The following is an 18,785-nucleotide window of genomic DNA, read 5'->3' on the forward strand; positions in this document are numbered from 1 at the left end:
GATTTACTTTTTACTTGGCCTGATACGTGCCATGTAATAGGTATTGATGAACTCGCCATCTCGGAAGGAGCCATCAATCGCTTCGCCCTCAATTTGAAATCCATGTTTTTTGTACAGCCCAATGGCGGCGTCATTATCTGCGTTGACTTCTATTTGAATTCTTCTCACGTTTAGCCAGTTATCCGCCAGTTCAGTGACCGTTTCAATCAACTTGCTACCAATACCCAGCCCGTGGAAACTATCATGCACTCCGATGCCAAATGATGCTGTGTGCATTGTTCTCGGACGCTGCGAGTGGTGAAAGCCAATGTTACCCACTACTTTACCATCGATTTCAGCGACGTAGCTATAAACGCCTGCGGGCATATTTGACAATCGTTCTACCCACATTGCGAGCGAAGGTTTTGGGAGTTGCAGGGTTTCACGTTGTGCTTTTGGTTGTGAATAGATTTCTACGAGTGCCGCTGCGTCTTCAACGGTTGTTGGACGTACGATAATTTCCATGCTTCTCTCCTTCGCTTTTTAGTATTAATTTTCAATCTAACCACAGTTCCTTATTTTGGATAGTATTTTTTGAGGTTTGAGAGATAAACACCTTTTAAATTAGGTTGTTATAGCGATGTTTTTCTAAATTTTAGTAGTCATTTATCTTTGAATTTAGCGAATAGATTGCAAAGGTGTTGAATTATTGTACTGAAAATGGCGTGCACGGCAGAGTATCGTGGTGAATTTCATGTTGGAGGAAATAAATGGAATTATTCAAACTGTGACGACGGCACTGTACATCAGTTGACTTGAATCAATTGAGGGTGGAGTTACCTCTTATGAGGTATGGGGAAGAGGTACGTTTAGCGCTATTTATGCTTAACTTGATAAAGGAGTTTCGTTGAGGAAATAGCATGAAATCCTCTCAGTCTAAAACATCGCAAAGTCGGCGTCGATTTTTGCGTGATACTGTCCGAACTGCGGCAGGCGTTGGCGCAGCGGCGTGTGTGTTGGGCTTACAATCGCTGCAAAGCCAAGCTCGAGAAACGAAAGGTGTGCCTATTCGCCCACCCGGTGCTTTGCCAGAAGGCGATTTCGAATCAGCCTGTATTCGATGTGGCTTGTGTGTTCAAGCATGCCCTTACGAAATATTGAAACTTGCGACATTACTTTCACCCGTCGCGACTGGCTCACCTTACTTTACTGCACGCGATATTCCCTGCGAAATGTGCGAAGACATTCCTTGTGTTGTCGCTTGTCCGAGTGGGGCGCTGGATCCGAAACTAACCGATATTGATGATGCTCGAATGGGTACAGCGGTTCTTATTGACCATGAAACTTGCCTTAACTGGCAAGGATTACGATGCGACGTTTGTTATCGCGTTTGTCCGCTGATTGATGAAGCCATCACGTTAGAGATGGTTCACAACGACCGAACCGGTTATCACGCCAAACTTATCCCAACAGTGAATTCCGAAGTGTGTACCGGATGTGGCAAGTGCGAACAAGCGTGTGTGTTGGATGTCGCTGCTATTAAAGTCGTCCCGACGGATTTGGCGAAAGGCAAAGTGGGTAGTCACTACAATTTTGGTTGGAAAGAGATCGACAAACCACTCGAAAATATCCTCCCTAGTGAGACGCCTGTACCGGAAGGTGCGCTTGAATCGCTAAAAGGAGGTAAGTAATGGCAAAGAACTTAGCTCAAAATGCTGGCAAAGAAGCGGTTGAAAAGCTTGGCTGGTGGCGCGCGCATCGGTTTTTGATTTTACGCAGACTATGCCAGCTCACCATCATTGCGCTGTTTATGGCTGGGCCGACATTAGGGGCTCTAACTGGTAACCTCTCATCGAGTATGTTGCTCGATGCAGTGCCGTTAAGTGACCCGTTAATTTTGCTTCAAGCTTTGGCGACAGGGCATGTTCCGGAGTTTAATGCGCTGTTAGGCGTAGTGATTGTCGTGGTGTTCTACGCGATTTTAGCACCGCGCGCATTTTGTGCGTGGGTGTGCCCGTTAAATGTCGTGACAGATTTGGCGGCTTGGCTGCGCAGAAAGCTCAACATTAAAGCGAGCTATCGTTGGTCTCCTACTATTCGTTATTGGCTGATCCCTGTTTTGATGTTGGGTAGTGCTCTGTCTGGCGCGATTCTTTGGACATGGTTAGATCCAGTGGCGGCATTGCATCGCGGATTGGTGTTTGGTATGGGCGCAGGTTGGGTGTTGATCGCACTGGTGTTCGTACTGGATTTACTCTTAGTTGAGCATGGGTGGTGTGGGCACTTATGTCCACTGGGTGCTACCTATGGTGTGATAGGCCGAAAAAGCCTGTTGCGCGTTACTGCTGTTCGCCGCGAAGATTGCACCAAATGCATGGATTGCTTTTACGTCTGCCCAGAACCTGAGGTGCTTCGACAACCATTGAAAGAGGGAGATCGTCGAGTTATGGATCAAAACTGCATTAGCTGTGGCCGCTGTTTGGATGTGTGTCCAGAACATGTGTTTGAATTTAAGAATCGTCTAACAGTAAAGAATATCGATTAAGTTACTGAGCTTCATCACTGGCGTTTTTACCTATTTCTCTCGATATTTCAACATCGCGCTTAACCAAGGAATTGAGTGCGATGTTTATTTTCATAACAATATCTCTACACCGTATCTGCTTGGCCAGGGTTGAAAATAATAATGATATTGCGAATTTGTTACATTTGAAGCTATGATGATGCCTTCATATTTAAAGGAAACATCATGACTACCTCATCGCAAGGCTGGAGAACGCCGCAAAATTTCCTCCTGTTAATTTCCATTATCGTGCCCATTGCTTTTTCTACCTGGATGGCGTTGTTGAACAACTTTGTTATCGAGAAAGCGAACTTTGATGGCGCTGATATCGGTTTACTTCAAAGTGTTAGGGAAGTACCTGGCTTTCTAGCTTTCACTGCGGTATTCGTTTTACTTTTTATCCGTGAACAACGCTTTATGCTCGTCTCTTTGGCGATGCTTACGCTTGGTACGGCATTAACAGGTTATTTTCCCACTTTATACGGTCTACTTTTTACCACCTTGTTAATGTCCACCGGTTTCCACTACTTTGAAACACTAAAGCAGTCTTTGTCTTTACAATGGCTATCGAAAGAAGAAGCCCCGGAAATGTTGGGTAAATTTATTTCTGTTGGGGCTTTGGCTTCTCTGTTTACCTACGGTGTGATTTGGGTTTCGCTCGAACAGCTCAAACTTGATTTTAAAACGGTCTACTTAATGGCTGGTGGCCTAGGTTTTGTGCTTATTTTGGTGATGGCATTCGCTTTCCCTCAATTTAAAACAAAAGTGCCTCAAAACAAGAAACTCATTCTGCGTAAACGTTACTGGTTGTACTATGCGCTCACGTTTATGAGTGGTGCTCGCCGTCAGATTTTCACTGTTTTCGCTGGCTTCTTGATGGTAGAGAAGTTTGGCTACTCTGCCGCAGACATTACCTTGCTGTTTTTGATCAACTATGTCTTTAACTTCTTGTTTGCGAAGCGAATCGGCCGCTTCATCGGCGTTGTTGGTGAGCGTAAAGCGCTGATGTTTGAGTACGTCGGTTTGATCTTCGTATTCGTCGGTTATGGTTTGGTGCAAACCGCGGAGTGGGCTGCTGCATTGTATGTTGTCGACCATTTGTTCTTCGCGCTAGCGCTTGCTATCAAAACCTACTTCCAAAAAATTGCTGATCCTGCCGATATGGCGTCGACCGCTGGGGTTGCGTTTACTATTAACCATATTGCGGCGGTTGTGATACCCGTTACGTTTGGTGTGATTTGGCTGGTTTCTCCTGCTAGCGTATTTTACATCGGTGCAGGTATGGCGGCTGTGAGCTTACTGCTGTCACTCAATATTCCAGCGAAGCCAGAAGAGGGCAATGAGACCCGCTTATTAAAGTGGAGCTAAGTTGGTACTTACTATCTAGTAATAGAAGTTAATTACTGTTAATAGCTTCATTGAATTGGGTGCTTAGGCACCCCTTTCTTTATCTTCATGTTGTTTCCTCTATGGTTGTACATATCTATTGAGTCCGTTAGGGTTTTATACCTAAGTATGTTGAAATTACTCGGGTACAACATGAGTCGAAACACTAAGGAGGGTTTTACAGTGCAGGTACATGGCAGGGAGTTGGATTTAGATCTAGGAAACCGTCACGTCGTTATTCAACGTCGCTATGAGGCGATAGGTGCTGCCAACGATCTGCTCATAGCTATTTGGTTTTTAATTGGTAGTTTTTTCTTTTTGAATGATTCGTTGATTGAAAGCGGGACTTGGCTGTTCATCGTAGGCAGCGCACAGTTGATCATTAAGCCCCTGATAAAACTGATGAGTTTAGTTCATGTTAGTCGCTTAAATAAGCAACTTTCTGGCACATCAACGAGCCGCTGAGATTACACGCCTATTTTGAGCACCTGCAAGCAAGAGGCTAATGAGCGGGTTATCGAGGAGAAAGAGGGAAACATAACGTGGTCACAACACTAACCACGTTATGTTCAGCTTGAAGCTTTAGAATTTAAAACGGATACCAGAACAGTTGTGTGTCCATAACACGCTTGCTGATCGCAGCAATCACTATCACTGCAATCCCCGCCATGCAGATCATATCGGCTTTGGTCAGGGGTTTTAGGCTGTACCAGGTGCGAGATGAGTGACGGCCAAAACCACGTAGCGTCATCGCGTTTGAGATTTGGTCTGCTCTGTCCAAACTAGAGAAAATCAGAGGGCCAAGAATCTTCGCCACGTTCTTCATACGAGTGAACAACGGAGCCTTCTTACTCAGTTCTACTCCGCGTGCTTGTTGCGCGTGCATGATGTTAACAAAGTCCTTTTTCACTTCCGGCAAGTAGCGCAGCGTTAAGCTCACGGCATAGGCGATTTTGTAAGGCACACCCAAGCGGTTCAAGCTGGCTGAAAACTCCGTCGGGTGAGTGGTAAATACAAACACTAACGCGATTGGGAACATGCTGAAGTATTTCAACGTCACTGTTACTAGGTAAAACAACGTCTCTTGAGTGAGCGAGTAATTACCGGGTAACGGGAGTAAAACCGTTGATGAGCCCATGAACTCAGTGCCTTGTTGCGGCGCTAACGCGAACATAAACAGGGCATTGATCAGCAATACCGTGCCTGTACCCAGTAAAAGCGGTTTGTAGACATGAAATGGCACTTTGGTCATTTTCAATAAGCCTAAACCAAGCACGATCAACAGCGCGATGATTCGCAAGTCAAACGTGGTCAACACCACCGTTACCCAAGCAATGAAAAGCAAGAACTTAGTAATGCCATTCAACTTATGAAGTGGCGATTGGGTATCGATGTAGTTGATACCAAACTTCATCTTATTGTCTTTCATGCCACTGCTTTCTCTGGTTGGTTTACTTCGCTGCTTTTTTGTTGGCGGTGCGCTTTTTCTACATTGATAAAATGCTGCATAAAGCCATTGGTGTCTTCGATGCCAACTTTCGTAGCCAACTCAAACAGACTTGTTGTGGTGAGGTTCGCTTGGTCTAGTAGCTCTGGACTGCTGAATACCTGCGTCATTGGTGCATCCGCGACTAATTTACTGTCTGCAATCACGATAGAGCGCGTAGTGTATTCCAGCACTAAATGCATGTCATGAGAGATGATCATAACGGTTACGCCCAACTCGCGATTGAGCTTTTCGATGAAACTCAGCATAGACGTGTAGTTCCGGTAGTCCTGACCTGCCGTCGGTTCATCAAGGATCAGAAGCTCTGGTTCCAAGACCAAAATTGACGCAATGGTTACGCGCTTTTTCTGGCCGTAGCTCAATGCTTCGATTGGCCAGTGACGGTATTTGCTCAAACCGCACAGCTCAAGGACTTCAAGTACTTTAGCTTCGATTTGTTTCTCTTCAACGCCACGATTACGGAGGCCGAAGGCCACTTCGTCGAAAATCATGTGATGGGAAATCATGTGGTTCGGGTTTTGCATCACCACGCCCACTTTCTGGCTGCGCTCGAAGATGGTCAGTTCGTTTAGATCTTGACCATTCATGCTCATTGAGCCGCTATCCGCTTCAATAACGCCCATAATCAGTTTGGTGATGGTCGATTTACCCGAGCCATTTTTGCCAAGTACAGAGACAAACTCGCCACGCTTGATGTCAAAACTCACGTCTTCTAGCGCGTTTTTCTCACCGTCGTAAGAATAGGTGAGGCCACGGACTTCAAGCAAAGTCTCGGCTGTTGTTTTAGGTGGTTGTGCTGTGGAACCATCAAACCATGCTTGTACTGCTGGTTTATATTGCTCCAACGGTAAGGTAGTTAAGCTAGAAGGTTTTGCATCGCCCTCAATCGCGCAGCCTGCTTCTTTCAAAGCCGAAATATAAAGCGGTTCGCGGATGCCGTATTCTTCTAGCAGAGGCGACGCTAAAATTTCATCTGGCGTTGTATCGGCAATGATTTCGCCGCTTTCCATCAAGATAATACGGTCAACTGAGCGATGCAGAACGTCCTCAAGACGATGCTCAATGATTACGATGGTTTTGCCCGTTTCGCGGTGTAGATCATCGATGATCTCGATGGTTTTTTTACCCGTTTTAGGGTCAAGCGCAGCTAGTGGTTCATCAAACAAAAGGATATCGACGTCATCGACGAGAATGCCCGCTAAAGAAACACGCTGTTTCTGCCCGCCAGATAAATCGTGGGGAGAGCGAGCTAACATCTGTTCCAAGTCGACCATTTTGGCCGTGGCTTTGACCAATGGGTACATGTCGATGTTAGAAGTTAGCTGGTTTTCCAGCGCAAATGCGATGTCTTCGCCAATGCTCAAACCGACGAATTGGCTGTCCGTATCTTGCAGTACGGTGCCAACTTGCTCAGTGTATTGGTGCATGTCGAAAGGGGCGGTGTCTTGACCATTGATGGTCAATGTTCCACTGGTTTCCCCTTTGATTGCGTGTGGGATCAGTCCGTTAAGACATTGCCCAAGGGTAGATTTACCACTACCACTTGGACCAATAATGACGATTTTCTCTCCTTTCTCTATCCTTAGATTGATATTTTTTAGCGTCGGTTTGTCCAGCGACTCATATCTAAAAGAGAAGTTAGAAAATTCGATTGTCATTCGACATTAAGCCTCTGTTAAGTTACGGCTTTGCTTGTTACGTTTAGCGACAGACTTAAGAATGAAGAAGCCAACAATAGCAATAAGAATGGTGTTACCGATCGCGATAATAGAAAGCTGGGTAAACACTTTAGTGAACGGTTCTGCGTACAAAATCGTGTCGAGGAATGCAGAGCAACCGTAACCAAATACGTTGCCTAATAGCGCAAGTACCACGAATAACGCGAAGTCTTTCATATTGAAATCGCCTTTCTCTAAACGGTAGCGCGTTAGAGAAGGAAATAGACCGATAATCAAACCAACAATACCTGAACCAAGTACCCAAGTGAGCCATACGCCCCAACCTGCGAATAGGTCGGTGACCCAGTGGCCAATAAAACCAACCAAAAAGCCAACAAGTGGGCCAAATAGTACTGAGAACAATGCTAATACTGCCATGGCTGGTTTTAGCGTTGTGTTTGCAAACACAGGGATGCCAAACATAGGTAAGCCACCGATGCCGTAAAGAGCAGCACCGATTGCAATAACCACAACGGTTTTAGCAGAAAGATTCATAGATAACCTCAGTTCAATGGTCGATTTTAAAGAACGTTCATTTATATTGTTGGAAAGCATTGGTTATTTGATTGTGTAACATATATACAAAACAACCAAGTTGCTTATTGTTTGCTCTATTTTTCTTCAGGAAATGTGTGATTTGATTCACGTATCCCTTTGACTGGCTTTGTTTTTTAGCAAGCATTAAAAATAAGGCGCGCATTATACAGAATATTGATAAAAGTGGGAATGCTATCTGTCTGGATGGCTAGAATGAAATCGGAGGCTGATTGTCAGCCCCCGATTACACTTTCTGATACTATTTTCATCGATAAATGAATGAGCTAGCTGTTCATTAATGGTCTAGGTACAAATAGTTCTGCCAGCTCTTCATGCGAATCAGCACTTTGCGCATCACTGACACGTGAGTAAAGCTGTCTGAGTAAACGGCGACTTCAACCGCGGTACCCATTGGTAGGTGGTATTCGCTCAAATCGTCCGTGATTTTCAGCTTGGCAAATACACGTCCGCTTGTGCGCAGGGCATCGGTACCAAGCAGAGCACCTCTGGCTTGAATTTGGCTTTCACCAATAGCTGGAATCACGTCGATGACTTCGCCACGGAATACCTTGCCCGGTATCGCACGGAACATAAACTCCGCTTCAAAGCCTGCCTTCAAACGTTGTAGCGAGTTTTGTCTGAACGCTGCGGTGTACGTAATGTCTTCGGTATGAACGAAGGTCATTGCAGGGGCAAGCGGCAACGGCACAGCCATCACACCAGGGCGCAAAGCCAATTGCGTAACGTAACCATCGGTTGGCGCACGAACGACGGTTTGCTCAAGGTTGAACTCTGCTTTACGTAGCTCAGCGAGTAGTTGCGCGACTTGGGTATTCTCACCGCCGATTTCCGACTCTAATGCGATCTGTGCTTGCTCTTGCTGCAAAATGGCAACGTCTAGCATGGCTTCTGCCGCTTTGTACGCTTGGCGTCGAGTATCTAGATCTTGTTCTGTAAACGCGCCGCGATCAAAGCCCCTTTGATATCGGCTAAATTCTCTTTGCGCTTTATCTCTATCGGCTTGCGCTTTCAAAACCGCCGCTTCTGCTTCTCTCAAGTCAGACTCTAAACCCAACGCACCTTGGCTTGCTTCTTTCACTTTCGCTTCAAGGCGTGCGACTTCCGCTTCAAAAGGCACAGGATCGATTTTGAAAAGAATATCGCCCGTTTTGAGCGGTTGGTTCGCTTGAACGGGCACTTCCACAACGCGGCCACGTACACCAGAGACGATAGGCGTAGTTGGGAACACTTGGTTACCTAACTGAGTAAATGGGTGGTTGTAGTTCATAAGAAGGACGAGTGTGCCCACCAACACTACGCCGCCAAGTACGGCTGTAGGTACGGTCCATTTGTTCAAAGGAATATTAAAGACTTTAAAAATGGCGATACAAAGGGCTGTATAAGTCAGAATCAGCAATAAATCCATTATTCGTCCTCTTTACTTTGTTCAGTCAAAGGCCTTTGCTGAATCTTTTGTTGTTTCAACATCGATACTTCGTTTTTGAGTTCGTTGACTTCGTCGATGAGCTCTTCAAGACGGTGATGAATGTCGTGCGTTTCTTGCTCAAGTTGTTTGAAGCCCCAGCCTCGCTCCTTGCGCCACAATGTTGCCCATATCCATAAAAATGGCCACAGTGCATGTAAAGTGAAAAGGCTAACCCAGCCTGCGTAATGAATTGCGTCTTGATGAGGGTGTTCGCGTTCTTTAGCAATTTCATACGGAATATCATGAATAACGATAATCCCGTAGAAGATCACCAAAGCAACGAAGATGAGTAACCCAAGTGCAAAATAGTCTAGAAACATCTTACCTGCCTGTGCTTGTTACCTAATGGAAAATCTTACGTAAATGAACAGTTTAAGTATTTGTCTTAACTATCGTTCAATCAAGTTATTTTGTACTTGAATTATGTTTATGCGATATCCGTATCGATTGCTATTCGGGGACAATAAGAAGTGAAGGCGACTATATTCAAACTAAGTAGTACTAAAGGAAGGAATAGAGAATAAAAGCCACGGTTATGCCCCAAGTGAAGGTTGGGGCATGGTTTAAAGTTCGGTACAGACTTGGTTTCGGCCATTGGCTTTGGCGCGGTACAAGGCTTTGTCGGCGCGGTAGAAGGTACGTTGGGTATTCTCTCCTTCTCGATGTAAGGTAATCCCGATCGATACGGTCAACCCCCGCTCGCCAAGAATATCGTCCCAACCATATTGATAAATGCGTTCGCGGTAATTCTCGGCATGCATTTCTGCCCGTTCTAGATTGCTATTCTCTAGAATGACAAGAAACTCTTCACCGCCAAAGCGAACGCAAGAAGCGCCTTTAAATTTGAAGTATCCTGCTAATTCTTGAGACACACGTTTAATCGCTTTGTCTCCAACAAGGTGACTGAGCTCATCATTGATGGACTTAAAATGGTCAATATCGATGACCATCAACGCAAATTCAGTATCGTGTAAAAGCAGGTCTTTGAGTTTGACTTCTAACCAACGTCGGTTGTGCAAAGAGGTTAGCGGGTCAGTAAAGACATCTTGCTGTAGTTGGGCGACCGTATTCTTATGTTGTTTGGTGGTTTCCTTGAGCTCTTTGTTTTCAAGTTCTGACAAAATGAGTTTGAGCTGTAGCTCAAAACGAGAAAGTCGACGTAATTGAGTAGAACCCAACTCACCAATTGGAATGTGTTTGACAAGGTCAGATTCAATGCGAAACGCTTTTTTTTCACAGTTTAATGCTTTCTGAAATAACCCTTGAGAAGCGTAAACTTGACTCATTGCGTTGTAAAAATGCTGAGCGACAAGAGGAGACGAGTGCTTCTGAATTCGTTTACCGATAGAGTCCAGTACTAAGTTGGCTAAAGAGATGTGTCCGACACCGTTTAGACAATATGCGGTCTCGATTTTGACCATTGTGGACAACCAGTACGTGGTAGCACTGCCCGTCGTATACTGAACATTCGAGATAGCAAGCAATGCGTTAGGGTAATCCTCTTGCAAACGATGCAGTTTGGCTCGGTAGAGATGAATTTGCGCAGCAAGGTTTTTATCACTGACGAGGATACTTAGTTCTTCACACTCACTCAATAATTCTTGTGCATCTGCGGTACGGTTCAAACTGATGTAACAGGCAAGCATGTAAAGTTTGTAGCGCAGACGTAGGGAGCGACTGCTAATGGCGTGATCGATCGCATCGATTTTTTGGTAATAACGCAAAGCGCGATGGTGATCCCCATAGGCATCGCACAAATTGCCCATTCCAATAATAGCCAGTACGTACTCATCAATATAGCCATATTCGACGGCGATATTCGTTGCAGCGACATACTCGGTTAATGCTGCGTTGTAGTCACCTACTTCTACTAAACGATCACTCAAGCTTGCTTTTACAGACAGAATATCTTCTACATCGTCGGGTAAAACGAGCAACTCAAGGGCTTGTCGTAGTTCTTCGATACTGTCGTTGAGCTGTTTAATTTCTCGTCGATACTCGGCACTAATGATATAGCAATGTGCTTTTTCTCGGTTCGTGGATGCAATATGTAACCCGATGTGCTCCCACAGCGTAATCGCTTCTTCACCAGAGACGGAAGAAGGATCGATGCCTGCGTCAGTGACCTTGCTAAGCAGTTGTTCCATGCTTCATTACCTCAATATAGCTTTCTTCGAGTTGCTCTAAAGTGAATGGGAAGGTCAGGATATCTTGCAAATACAGTATCGGTTTGGGACCTTTTAGCCCGCGACGTTTCCATGGATAGATGTCTAACATTGCCTGAACCGTGCGATAGACATCTTCTGCTGCTTGACCTTTCTCTGCAATTAACATAGCTAGTCTGTCACTGGAAATTCGTGAGATGAGATCATTTGAGGTCGTCAATGCATGAACTAGCTCAGTACAAACATCGAGAAATTCGGGGTTTGCATGCTGAATCATAATGATCGCGTGGTTGGAGCGTTTGAGCTCTGTTTTAAACAGAACTAACTGTTCCCACCAGTAGGTCTCGGACACAACATTAGAAAACTGTTTTTCAGGGTCATATTCATGTTGGGAACGGATTCGATTAATCAGCTTACGCGCTCGTTGCTCTAGCTGGCGTTTGGAGCCGCGTGCTTTATCCATACTGACTCGATGAGTCTGTTCTTTGAGCATTTTGAGTGCGTGTTTACGGTATTTTTTAAACGCGTTAAACGCCGATTCAAAATTACCTTGCTCTTCAGCGACTCGAGATTGCTGAAAGCAGATCTGACTTAGTAGCTCGCCGTTGTCAAAACTAAGTGCGGACTCTTCTGCTGCGAGTAGTAACTTTGCTGCACTATCCGTATTTTTGCGTAAGAGTTCGAGCCTTGCGCGGCTAATAAACGAGTGTGCCTTCATCCAAATGAGATCATGTTCAATAGCGAGTTTATGGGCCTTTTGTGTGGCTTCTTCTGCGGCATCAAGGCGTTCTAGCCCAAGTAGCGCTAAGCCTTTAAAGTCCCAGATCTCTGCTTGCCATGTGCTGTCATCATGATCTTTTAGTACTTCGGTTGCACCATCCAGCACAGTGAGCATTTCGACAAATTTATTCAGTAAGTAATAGTCCCAAGCCAACAGGATACGAGCTTTGCCTTCCAACCAAGCAATACGGACGTTGTTTGCCACTTTAACGGCCAACTCATGAGTGGAAGCGGCAAGTTGATGCTCATTTGTGATACGCCATACGTTGCCAAGCCCAATTAGAGATTCGATTTGAATTTCAATATCATCAACGAGGGCAGATTGTTCGAGTGCATTAATCCAATATTGTTGGGCTGAGTAATACTTTGCTTGTCCCCAATATTGAAGAGCAAACAAATGAAGAATTTCGGGCAGGTGGTCGTCGGTTTCAAGTTGGGTTTGCTTGCTGTAGGCGTCTTTGACTAGCTTTAAGCCTTGTCGGTAATCCATTAGGCACCAACAGCACTGCGCCATTATCAGCAATGCTCTGATTTCACCATCCACAAATAAAATTTGCTCCGCGCGGATACGGTATTGCTGCGCAATACTGAAGGTGTGTTCAGGGGCCGTTTTTATTTGGCCTTTAAGCTTTTTGAGCTCATCTTCTAGCTGAATTTGGTTTTTATCCAACGTTCACATCCATGACTATCGAACTGGAATTCACACCTAATATTAAGTGGTTAGATGCATGTTTTATTACCAAAACGATGCGGATAACGCTTTGGTAAACGATTAGGTGCCGTAATGTATACTGTCACAGCCCCTAATTACTACATCTAAATGCCAATAGTTACGATAGGAGCTGTTTGATGGTCAAAGGAGCATCAGTGACTTCTAGCCTTTGTGCGGCGGTAAGACCCTGCTTATCCTGATAGCACAAATTATGCCAAGCTCTGAATATATCTAAAAGAGGTAAAATTCCAGCAGGTCGTAATTTGCGACGTGGCTCGTTAATGAAGCTTTCGAAAAGGATCTGGAAGCGATTCTGATAGAACTGCACATGGCGAGTTGTTGCAACGTTAAACCATTTCTCGGGCTCATTTCTATTACCAGCGAGGTAGCAAATGCCTTTGTGGCTTTCGTCTTGAGTGGAGATCGCCCAGCGATCTCGCCACCAGCTCATATAGGCGATATCGACCTTGCCAAAAGGTGTGCTCATGTCCCAATTTGCGTCTTCTTCTACGTACATCAAGTCGACATTTTTCTCTTTAATTCGAGACAAACAAACGCTCAGTGCTGCCGAACGTAGTAGGGGGTCTTGAGGCATATATAGAGATACACGTTTGTTGGGGCAACACATATCAAGTACATGCAGGTAATGAGCGTATGATGTGTAAGGCGGACGAACTAATGCACCTTTAGATGGGTAATGGAATACAGAAAGATTACCAAGAGGATCTTCCACGTTACCGCGAGCCAAAATGGTTTGGTATTTTTGGTCAATACGCTCACGCAGGAGGTTCGAAGGTTCCGCTGGCGGTTCACTTGCTTCCGCTGTGTACTCTTGGGAAACAAAACGAGAGACCTCGTCGTACGGGTTATGGTCTAGCGTGGCGATTGGCTCTTCATCAGCAGAATAGTTCACATGTTGACAAAGAATATAGCCTGAGTGGGCTTCACCAGAAACAATCCAGTAGACACCATTATTGCTGTTTGGCTGCAATGCAACATAATTTGAGGCCAATTCATAGTGCGTTGCGTGGTTTACCCAACGAGCATCAATAGTGGCTAATTTACGGCGACAGCGACTCGCAATATGATCAACATGATCGTAAAAGGTTTTCGGGTTGATACTGAGTTTTCGGCAGATCTCGCGCACAGAGTAACCAGTAAACAATAAGCCCATTAAATTCTCTTGGAATTGTAGCTTCTTGTTCGCGCCTGACCATTTATCAACAAAGGTACTTTGACACGCTTTACAACGGTAACGTTGACGATCGCCGCTGTAACCGAAAGCGTGGTAGAGGTGTTTATGTGTGTGGACGGATAGTCCAAAGTTCTCGCAATCATCATTGCGGCACGCAGGCAACCCGTCACTGTGGACGTGTCGCAGGCGATGAAGTTCGTTCACGACATCGCGATTGTTAAGTAAGGGGGGGAAAGCTCCACATTCACGGCATACCATCGCCGGACGTTTAGGGTTAGCATGTTGCAGAACGTAACGCTTTGCATCACTCAATCCAAAGTTGTCACACGCCAATGTTTTACAAAAGTTGAGTTGTAACCCATCTGCGTCTTTTGGCAGTTCGCCGTTAGACACAATCGCCCCCTCGGGATAATTCGGGCAGCCAGCAATAACTCTGGCTGCAAATTATTACTTACTACTTGTTCTTAGATGTTGATTGCGGTTTCTAGAGCAACTTTCATCATGTCGTTGAACGACTTTTGACGCTCTTCTGAGCTTAGTTTTTCGCCACGGATGATGTGGTCAGAAACCGTTAGGATAGTTAACGCCTTCGCACCTAGGTCTGCAGCAACACCGTAGATACCAGCCGCTTCCATGTCTACACCTAGGATGCCTAGTTTTTCCATCTTCTCGAAGATGTCAGCTTCTGGTGTGTAGAACAGGTCTGCAGAGAATACGTTACCAACTTTCACTGGTACTTGTTGGGCACGCGCTTGGTTTACCGCTTCTTCTAGAAGGCCGTAGTCAGCGATTGCAGCGAAGTCGTGGTTGTTGAAACGGATACGGTTTACTTTAGAGTCTGTAGAAGCACCCATACCGATAACAACGTCCATTAGGTTAACGTCGTCACGTACCGCACCACAGCTACCTACACGGATTACGTTTTTCACACCGTATTCTGCGATTAGCTCGTGTACGTAGATACAGCAAGAAGGGATACCCATGCCGTGACCCATAACAGACACTTTTTTGCCTTTGTAAGTGCCAGTAAAGCCGAACATGTTACGAACGTCACAAACTTGCTTCACATCTTCAAGAAACGTTTCTGCGATGTATTTAGCACGTAAAGGGTCGCCTGGCATTAGAACCGTTTCAGCGAAATCACCTGGTTGTGCATTGATGTGTGGGGTTGCCATAAGTGCTCTCCAAAGTTTTGTTTTGATAAAACGCCTCTAGTATAGAACGCTATTACCAATTCTGTTGAACTTGTTCGTTTTCGTTGAAGCAATAATATCGGGACGTACAGTAGCCCCTTGAGAGCTTAGTCACAAAAACCACGCTTTTAGAAACCATGAACATCATTGATAACTAAATCTGTTGAAAGCAAAAGAGCAATCGATTCGCTTTTGAGCGATTTGTCGATTGCGCGCACAAAATGGACACTGAGAACATCAAAAACTTTTGAGAAAGCGCTGATCGAAATGCTCTTGAGAAAAGTAAAACGATTAAATTGTACAATTTATTTTCTTGTACAACATGAAAAGCCTTGCTATAAGTTATACAACAAAACATTTTGTATAGGGATGCGTCATCATGGAATCTTCAATCAAAGTAGGTATCAGTTCTTGTGTTTTGGGTGAACGAGTTCGTTTTGACTCTGGTCACAAAGTAAGTAACTTTGTGACTAAAGAGCTCAGCCCATATTTTGACTTTGTTTCGGTATGTCCCGAAGTGGGCGTAGGAATGCCAGTGCCGCGACCAACAATTCGTTTGATTTCCGAAGAAGAGCGTGTGGCGCTGGTAGAAACTAAAAACCCAGAAAATGACCATACCGATAATATGCTTGCTTACTCTGCTAACAAAGTGGAGGAGCTACAAAGCGAGCAACTTTGTGGTTACATCGTCTGTGCCAAGTCTCCAACTTGCGGTATGGAGCGCGTCAAGGTTTATAGCAAAAATAACGCAGCGAAAGAAGGCGTCGGCTTGTACACACAAACGCTGATGAAAAAAATGCCTTGGTTGCCCGTCGAAGAGGATGGCCGACTCAACGATCCTGTATTAAAAGAAAACTTTATTACCCGAGTATTTTGTCTGAACGACTTTTATGACTCGATGGACGGAGAGCCAACTCGAGGCAAAATTATCGATTTTCATTCGCGCTATAAGTTGACCTTGATGGCGCATCACCCTGAGTCATACCGCTCTCTTGGTCGTTTAGTTGCCGATGTCGCTAGCTATGAAATCGAAGAATTCTATCAAGAGTATCGCTTAGGTCTTATGAAGGCACTTGCGAATCGTGCTAGCCGAAAAAACAACACTAACGTACTAATGCATTTACAAGGGTATTTTAAACGCGCTTTAACTAAAGACGAAAAAGAAGAATTAGCAACAGTAATTCATGACTACCGCACTGGTACATTGCCATTGTTAGCACCGTTGACATTGATTAAACACTACTTAAACACTTACCCAGATGAGTATTTAGCAAAACAGAAGTTTTTAGAACCGTATCCGCAGGAGATGAGATTACGCTATGGTTTGTAGTTCAGAAGAAAAACTATACGCGATCCGAGATGTCGCAGAAATCACGGGTGTGAAGCCAGTTACGCTGAGAGCTTGGCAGAGAAGATACAATTTGATCCAGCCTCAGCGAACAGAAAAAGGGCACAGACTTTATCGACAGCAAGATCTCGATACGATTCGTGAAATCCAGAGTTGGCTCGCGAAGGGGATTGCAATCGGTAAAGTAAAGGGACTTTTAGGAAAAAGTGCAGACGTAGAAGTCAACAATGAAGTTCGTACTCTTGAAGAAGTAGAAACCATGTTATCAGCACTTTCGAAACTGAATCGAGGCAAAGCGGAGAGCTTACTTGCTTCTGTTCTCAAAGAATATCCATTGAACTTGGTTATTGAACAATTTATTGACCCTGTATTTGACGCGCTGGAGATGGTCAAAGGATCGCTGAGATCGTTGCAGATGGGGTTATTTCAAACTTGTTTGATTACTCGTCTTGCCCTTGTTATCGACTCTGAAAACAAAGCCGCTTCCAAAGGGAAGTGCTTGCTTATCAGCTTTGAACAACATAGGGAAGCAGAGAGCTGGATTCAAGCAGCGAAGTTGTGTGAGCAAGGGTATCACACGACGTTGATCGACAAAGTTGATGATGTCTCTGGTTTACTGGATCACGAAGTTGTTGATAGCTACTCGCTCATTTACCTGTTTTCCAATAAAGCGCTGGCAGCTAAGCAAGTTGAGTCCATCAAATTGCTTCAAACACGTTTTGAAGAACGTATTGGATGTTCTGAAGTGATTGAGAAACTGCACCTAACAGAGTAGACGAAACGAAGGAGACACCATGATCTTAGTATGGTTTCGACGTGATTTACGAACGTTAGACCACACCGCACTTAAAGCGGCGTTAGATTCAGGTCAGCCTGTTGTCGCTTGTTTCATCGCGACGCCAGAGCAGTGGCGAGAACACCACATGGCGCCGATGCAGGCGGATCTCATTGCTCGTCGTTTAGAGTATCTCAACGACGAGTTGGAAAGCCTGAATGTGCCTTTTTTATATAAAGAGGTGCCGTCATTTTCTGATTGTACCGAAGTGATTAGTGGATGGGCGAAAACACTTGAAGCAACGTCTGTTATGGCGAATATTCAATATGAAGTGAATGAACGAGAGCTCGATGCACAAGTGAGTGAGGCGCTAGCTTCCCATGATATCGACTTTAAACTGTTCCACGACAAATGTGTGCACCCACCAACGACGGTTCTCAATAAGCAAGGTGAGTATTTTAAGGTATTTACACCATTCAAACGTGCTTGGTTGACGCAGTTTCAAATGCCAGCGGTAACAAAGCCTCAAGAACAAGCGCCGCTAAGCAGCAAAATATTGGAACAATTAGAGCCGATTCGATTTAGTTCAGACTTCACGTTTAGCTATCCTCGAGAGTCCAGCGAGGATTGGTTTGCTTCGACCAATGATGTTTTAAAGCAGCTTAGGGAATTTGCTCGTGAGCGCAGTGATGCTTACAAGGAAGATCGAGATTTTCCGGCTATTGATGGCACCAGTCAACTGTCTCCCTATCTTGCGATTGGTGCGTTGTCACCAAGGCAATGTATTGCTCGCTTGTATGCTGAAAACCAACAAAATGACCTAACAGAAGGAAAAGCAACTTGGTTGAGTGAGATCATTTGGCGTGAGTTTTATCAGCATCTGTTGGTTTTCGAACCAAAGCTCGTTAAAGGCAAAGGCTTTATCGACTGGGAGGATAAAATTCAGTGGTCTTATGATGAGCAGGCTTTTGAGCGATGGAAGGCTGGAGCGACAGGGTACCCGATCGTCGATGCAGCAATGCGTCAGCTCAACCAAACAGGCTGGATGCATAACAGGCTTCGTATGGTTGTCGCGAGCTTTCTCACCAAGGATTTACACATTGACTGGCGTTGGGGCGAAGCGTACTTCATGAGTAAGCTGGTGGACGGCGATTTCGCAGCAAACAATGGTGGTTGGCAGTGGTCTGCATCGACGGGTTGTGATGGGCAGCCGTACTTCCGTATTTTCAACCCGATAAGCCAAGGTGAGAAGTTTGATTCTGATGGCCAATTCGTGCGCCACTGGGTGCCTGAAATCAAAAGTGTGCCAAACAAATACATCCATAAACCTTGGACTTGGGAGGGATTTTCTTTACTGGAATATCACAAGCCGATGGTTGATCACAAGACAGAAAGAGAGATAACCTTACGGCTCTTTAAAAGTGCCAAGGAATAAAGTGAA

General features: G+C 45.0%; 17 protein-coding genes. 7 read left to right on the forward strand and 10 right to left on the reverse strand.

From position 1 onward, the window contains the following. Positions 1-3: 3 nt before the first annotated feature. On the reverse strand, positions 4-504 hold the full coding sequence (locus L3V30_RS14445; protein ID WP_006741943.1) for a GNAT family N-acetyltransferase: 501 nt from the start codon (positions 502-504) through the stop codon (positions 4-6). 395 nt (positions 505-899) lie between these two features. Between L3V30_RS14445 and napG the strand changes: the two genes are divergently transcribed. The 4 genes from napG to L3V30_RS14465 all read left to right on the forward strand — a co-directional run bounded on the left by napG (position 900) and on the right by L3V30_RS14465 (position 4,393). Beyond that, complete coding sequence (gene napG, locus L3V30_RS14450) at positions 900-1,670, forward strand: ferredoxin-type protein NapG (RefSeq protein ID WP_237309170.1); 771 nt, start codon at positions 900-902, stop codon at positions 1,668-1,670. After that, on the forward strand, positions 1,670-2,524 hold the full coding sequence (gene napH / locus L3V30_RS14455; protein WP_048625377.1) for a quinol dehydrogenase ferredoxin subunit NapH: 855 nt from the start codon (positions 1,670-1,672) through the stop codon (positions 2,522-2,524). The genes napG and napH overlap by 1 nt, the downstream gene beginning before the upstream one ends. A gap of 204 nt (positions 2,525-2,728) precedes the next feature. Continuing rightward, complete coding sequence (locus L3V30_RS14460) at positions 2,729-3,910, forward strand: MFS transporter (RefSeq protein WP_048625376.1); 1,182 nt, start codon at positions 2,729-2,731, stop codon at positions 3,908-3,910. Between the two features lie 171 nt (positions 3,911-4,081). Beyond that, on the forward strand, positions 4,082-4,393 hold the full coding sequence (locus L3V30_RS14465; RefSeq protein WP_237309171.1) for a YrhK family protein: 312 nt from the start codon (positions 4,082-4,084) through the stop codon (positions 4,391-4,393). A 124-nt stretch (positions 4,394-4,517) separates the two neighbouring features. On the opposite strand, the gene L3V30_RS14470 is transcribed toward L3V30_RS14465, so the two are convergent. The 9 genes from L3V30_RS14470 to deoD form a co-directional block, all read right to left on the reverse strand. Continuing rightward, a complete protein-coding gene (locus tag L3V30_RS14470; RefSeq protein ID WP_047009577.1) occupies positions 4,518-5,357 on the reverse strand; it encodes an energy-coupling factor transporter transmembrane component T in 840 nt (279 codons plus the stop codon). Then, positions 5,354-7,093, reverse strand: coding sequence for a DUF3744 domain-containing protein (locus L3V30_RS14475; protein ID WP_237309172.1), 1,740 nt, complete (start codon positions 7,091-7,093; stop codon positions 5,354-5,356). The genes L3V30_RS14470 and L3V30_RS14475 overlap by 4 nt, the downstream gene beginning before the upstream one ends. Positions 7,094-7,099: 6 nt before the next feature. After that, a complete protein-coding gene (locus tag L3V30_RS14480) occupies positions 7,100-7,648 on the reverse strand; it encodes an ECF-type riboflavin transporter substrate-binding protein (protein WP_005375133.1) in 549 nt (182 codons plus the stop codon). Between the two features lie 337 nt (positions 7,649-7,985). Beyond that, entirely contained in the window at positions 7,986-9,116 is a 1,131-nt protein-coding gene (locus L3V30_RS14485; RefSeq protein ID WP_005394904.1) for an HlyD family secretion protein, read from the reverse strand. Next, a complete protein-coding gene (locus L3V30_RS14490) occupies positions 9,116-9,496 on the reverse strand; it encodes a DUF3302 domain-containing protein (protein WP_006741936.1) in 381 nt (126 codons plus the stop codon). Before L3V30_RS14490 ends, L3V30_RS14485 begins: the two co-directional genes overlap by 1 nt. Before the next feature lie 243 nt (positions 9,497-9,739). After that, positions 9,740-11,323, reverse strand: a complete 1,584-nt coding sequence (locus L3V30_RS14495; protein ID WP_006741935.1) for a diguanylate cyclase — start codon at positions 11,321-11,323, stop codon at positions 9,740-9,742. Beyond that, the gene (locus L3V30_RS14500; RefSeq protein WP_237309173.1) at positions 11,307-12,791 is read right to left on the reverse strand and encodes a hypothetical protein; all 1,485 of its coding nucleotides are present in this window, start codon (positions 12,789-12,791) and stop codon (positions 11,307-11,309) included. Before L3V30_RS14500 ends, L3V30_RS14495 begins: the two co-directional genes overlap by 17 nt. 160 nt (positions 12,792-12,951) lie before the next feature. After that, a complete protein-coding gene (locus L3V30_RS14505) occupies positions 12,952-14,421 on the reverse strand; it encodes an IS1 family transposase (protein ID WP_182020126.1) in 1,470 nt (489 codons plus the stop codon). A gap of 71 nt (positions 14,422-14,492) precedes the next feature. Next, positions 14,493-15,203, reverse strand: a complete 711-nt coding sequence (gene deoD, locus L3V30_RS14510) for a purine-nucleoside phosphorylase (protein WP_005394915.1) — start codon at positions 15,201-15,203, stop codon at positions 14,493-14,495. A 397-nt stretch (positions 15,204-15,600) separates the two neighbouring features. Between deoD and L3V30_RS14515 the strand changes: the two genes are divergently transcribed. Genes L3V30_RS14515 through phrB form a run of 3 tightly spaced genes read left to right on the forward strand, consistent with a single transcriptional unit; the run spans position 15,601 to position 18,779 of the window. Beyond that, positions 15,601-16,551, forward strand: coding sequence for a DUF523 and DUF1722 domain-containing protein (locus L3V30_RS14515; protein WP_046875782.1), 951 nt, complete (start codon positions 15,601-15,603; stop codon positions 16,549-16,551). Then, a complete protein-coding gene (locus tag L3V30_RS14520) occupies positions 16,541-17,344 on the forward strand; it encodes a MerR family transcriptional regulator (protein ID WP_237309174.1) in 804 nt (267 codons plus the stop codon). The genes L3V30_RS14515 and L3V30_RS14520 overlap by 11 nt, the downstream gene beginning before the upstream one ends. 19 nt (positions 17,345-17,363) lie before the next feature. Further along, complete coding sequence (phrB, locus tag L3V30_RS14525) at positions 17,364-18,779, forward strand: deoxyribodipyrimidine photo-lyase (protein WP_237309175.1); 1,416 nt, start codon at positions 17,364-17,366, stop codon at positions 18,777-18,779. Positions 18,780-18,785: the final 6 nt, after the last annotated feature.

Source organism: Vibrio sp. A1-1 (assembly GCF_021728175.1).
GTDB classification, from domain to species: Bacteria; Pseudomonadota; Gammaproteobacteria; order Enterobacterales; family Vibrionaceae; genus Vibrio; species Vibrio diabolicus.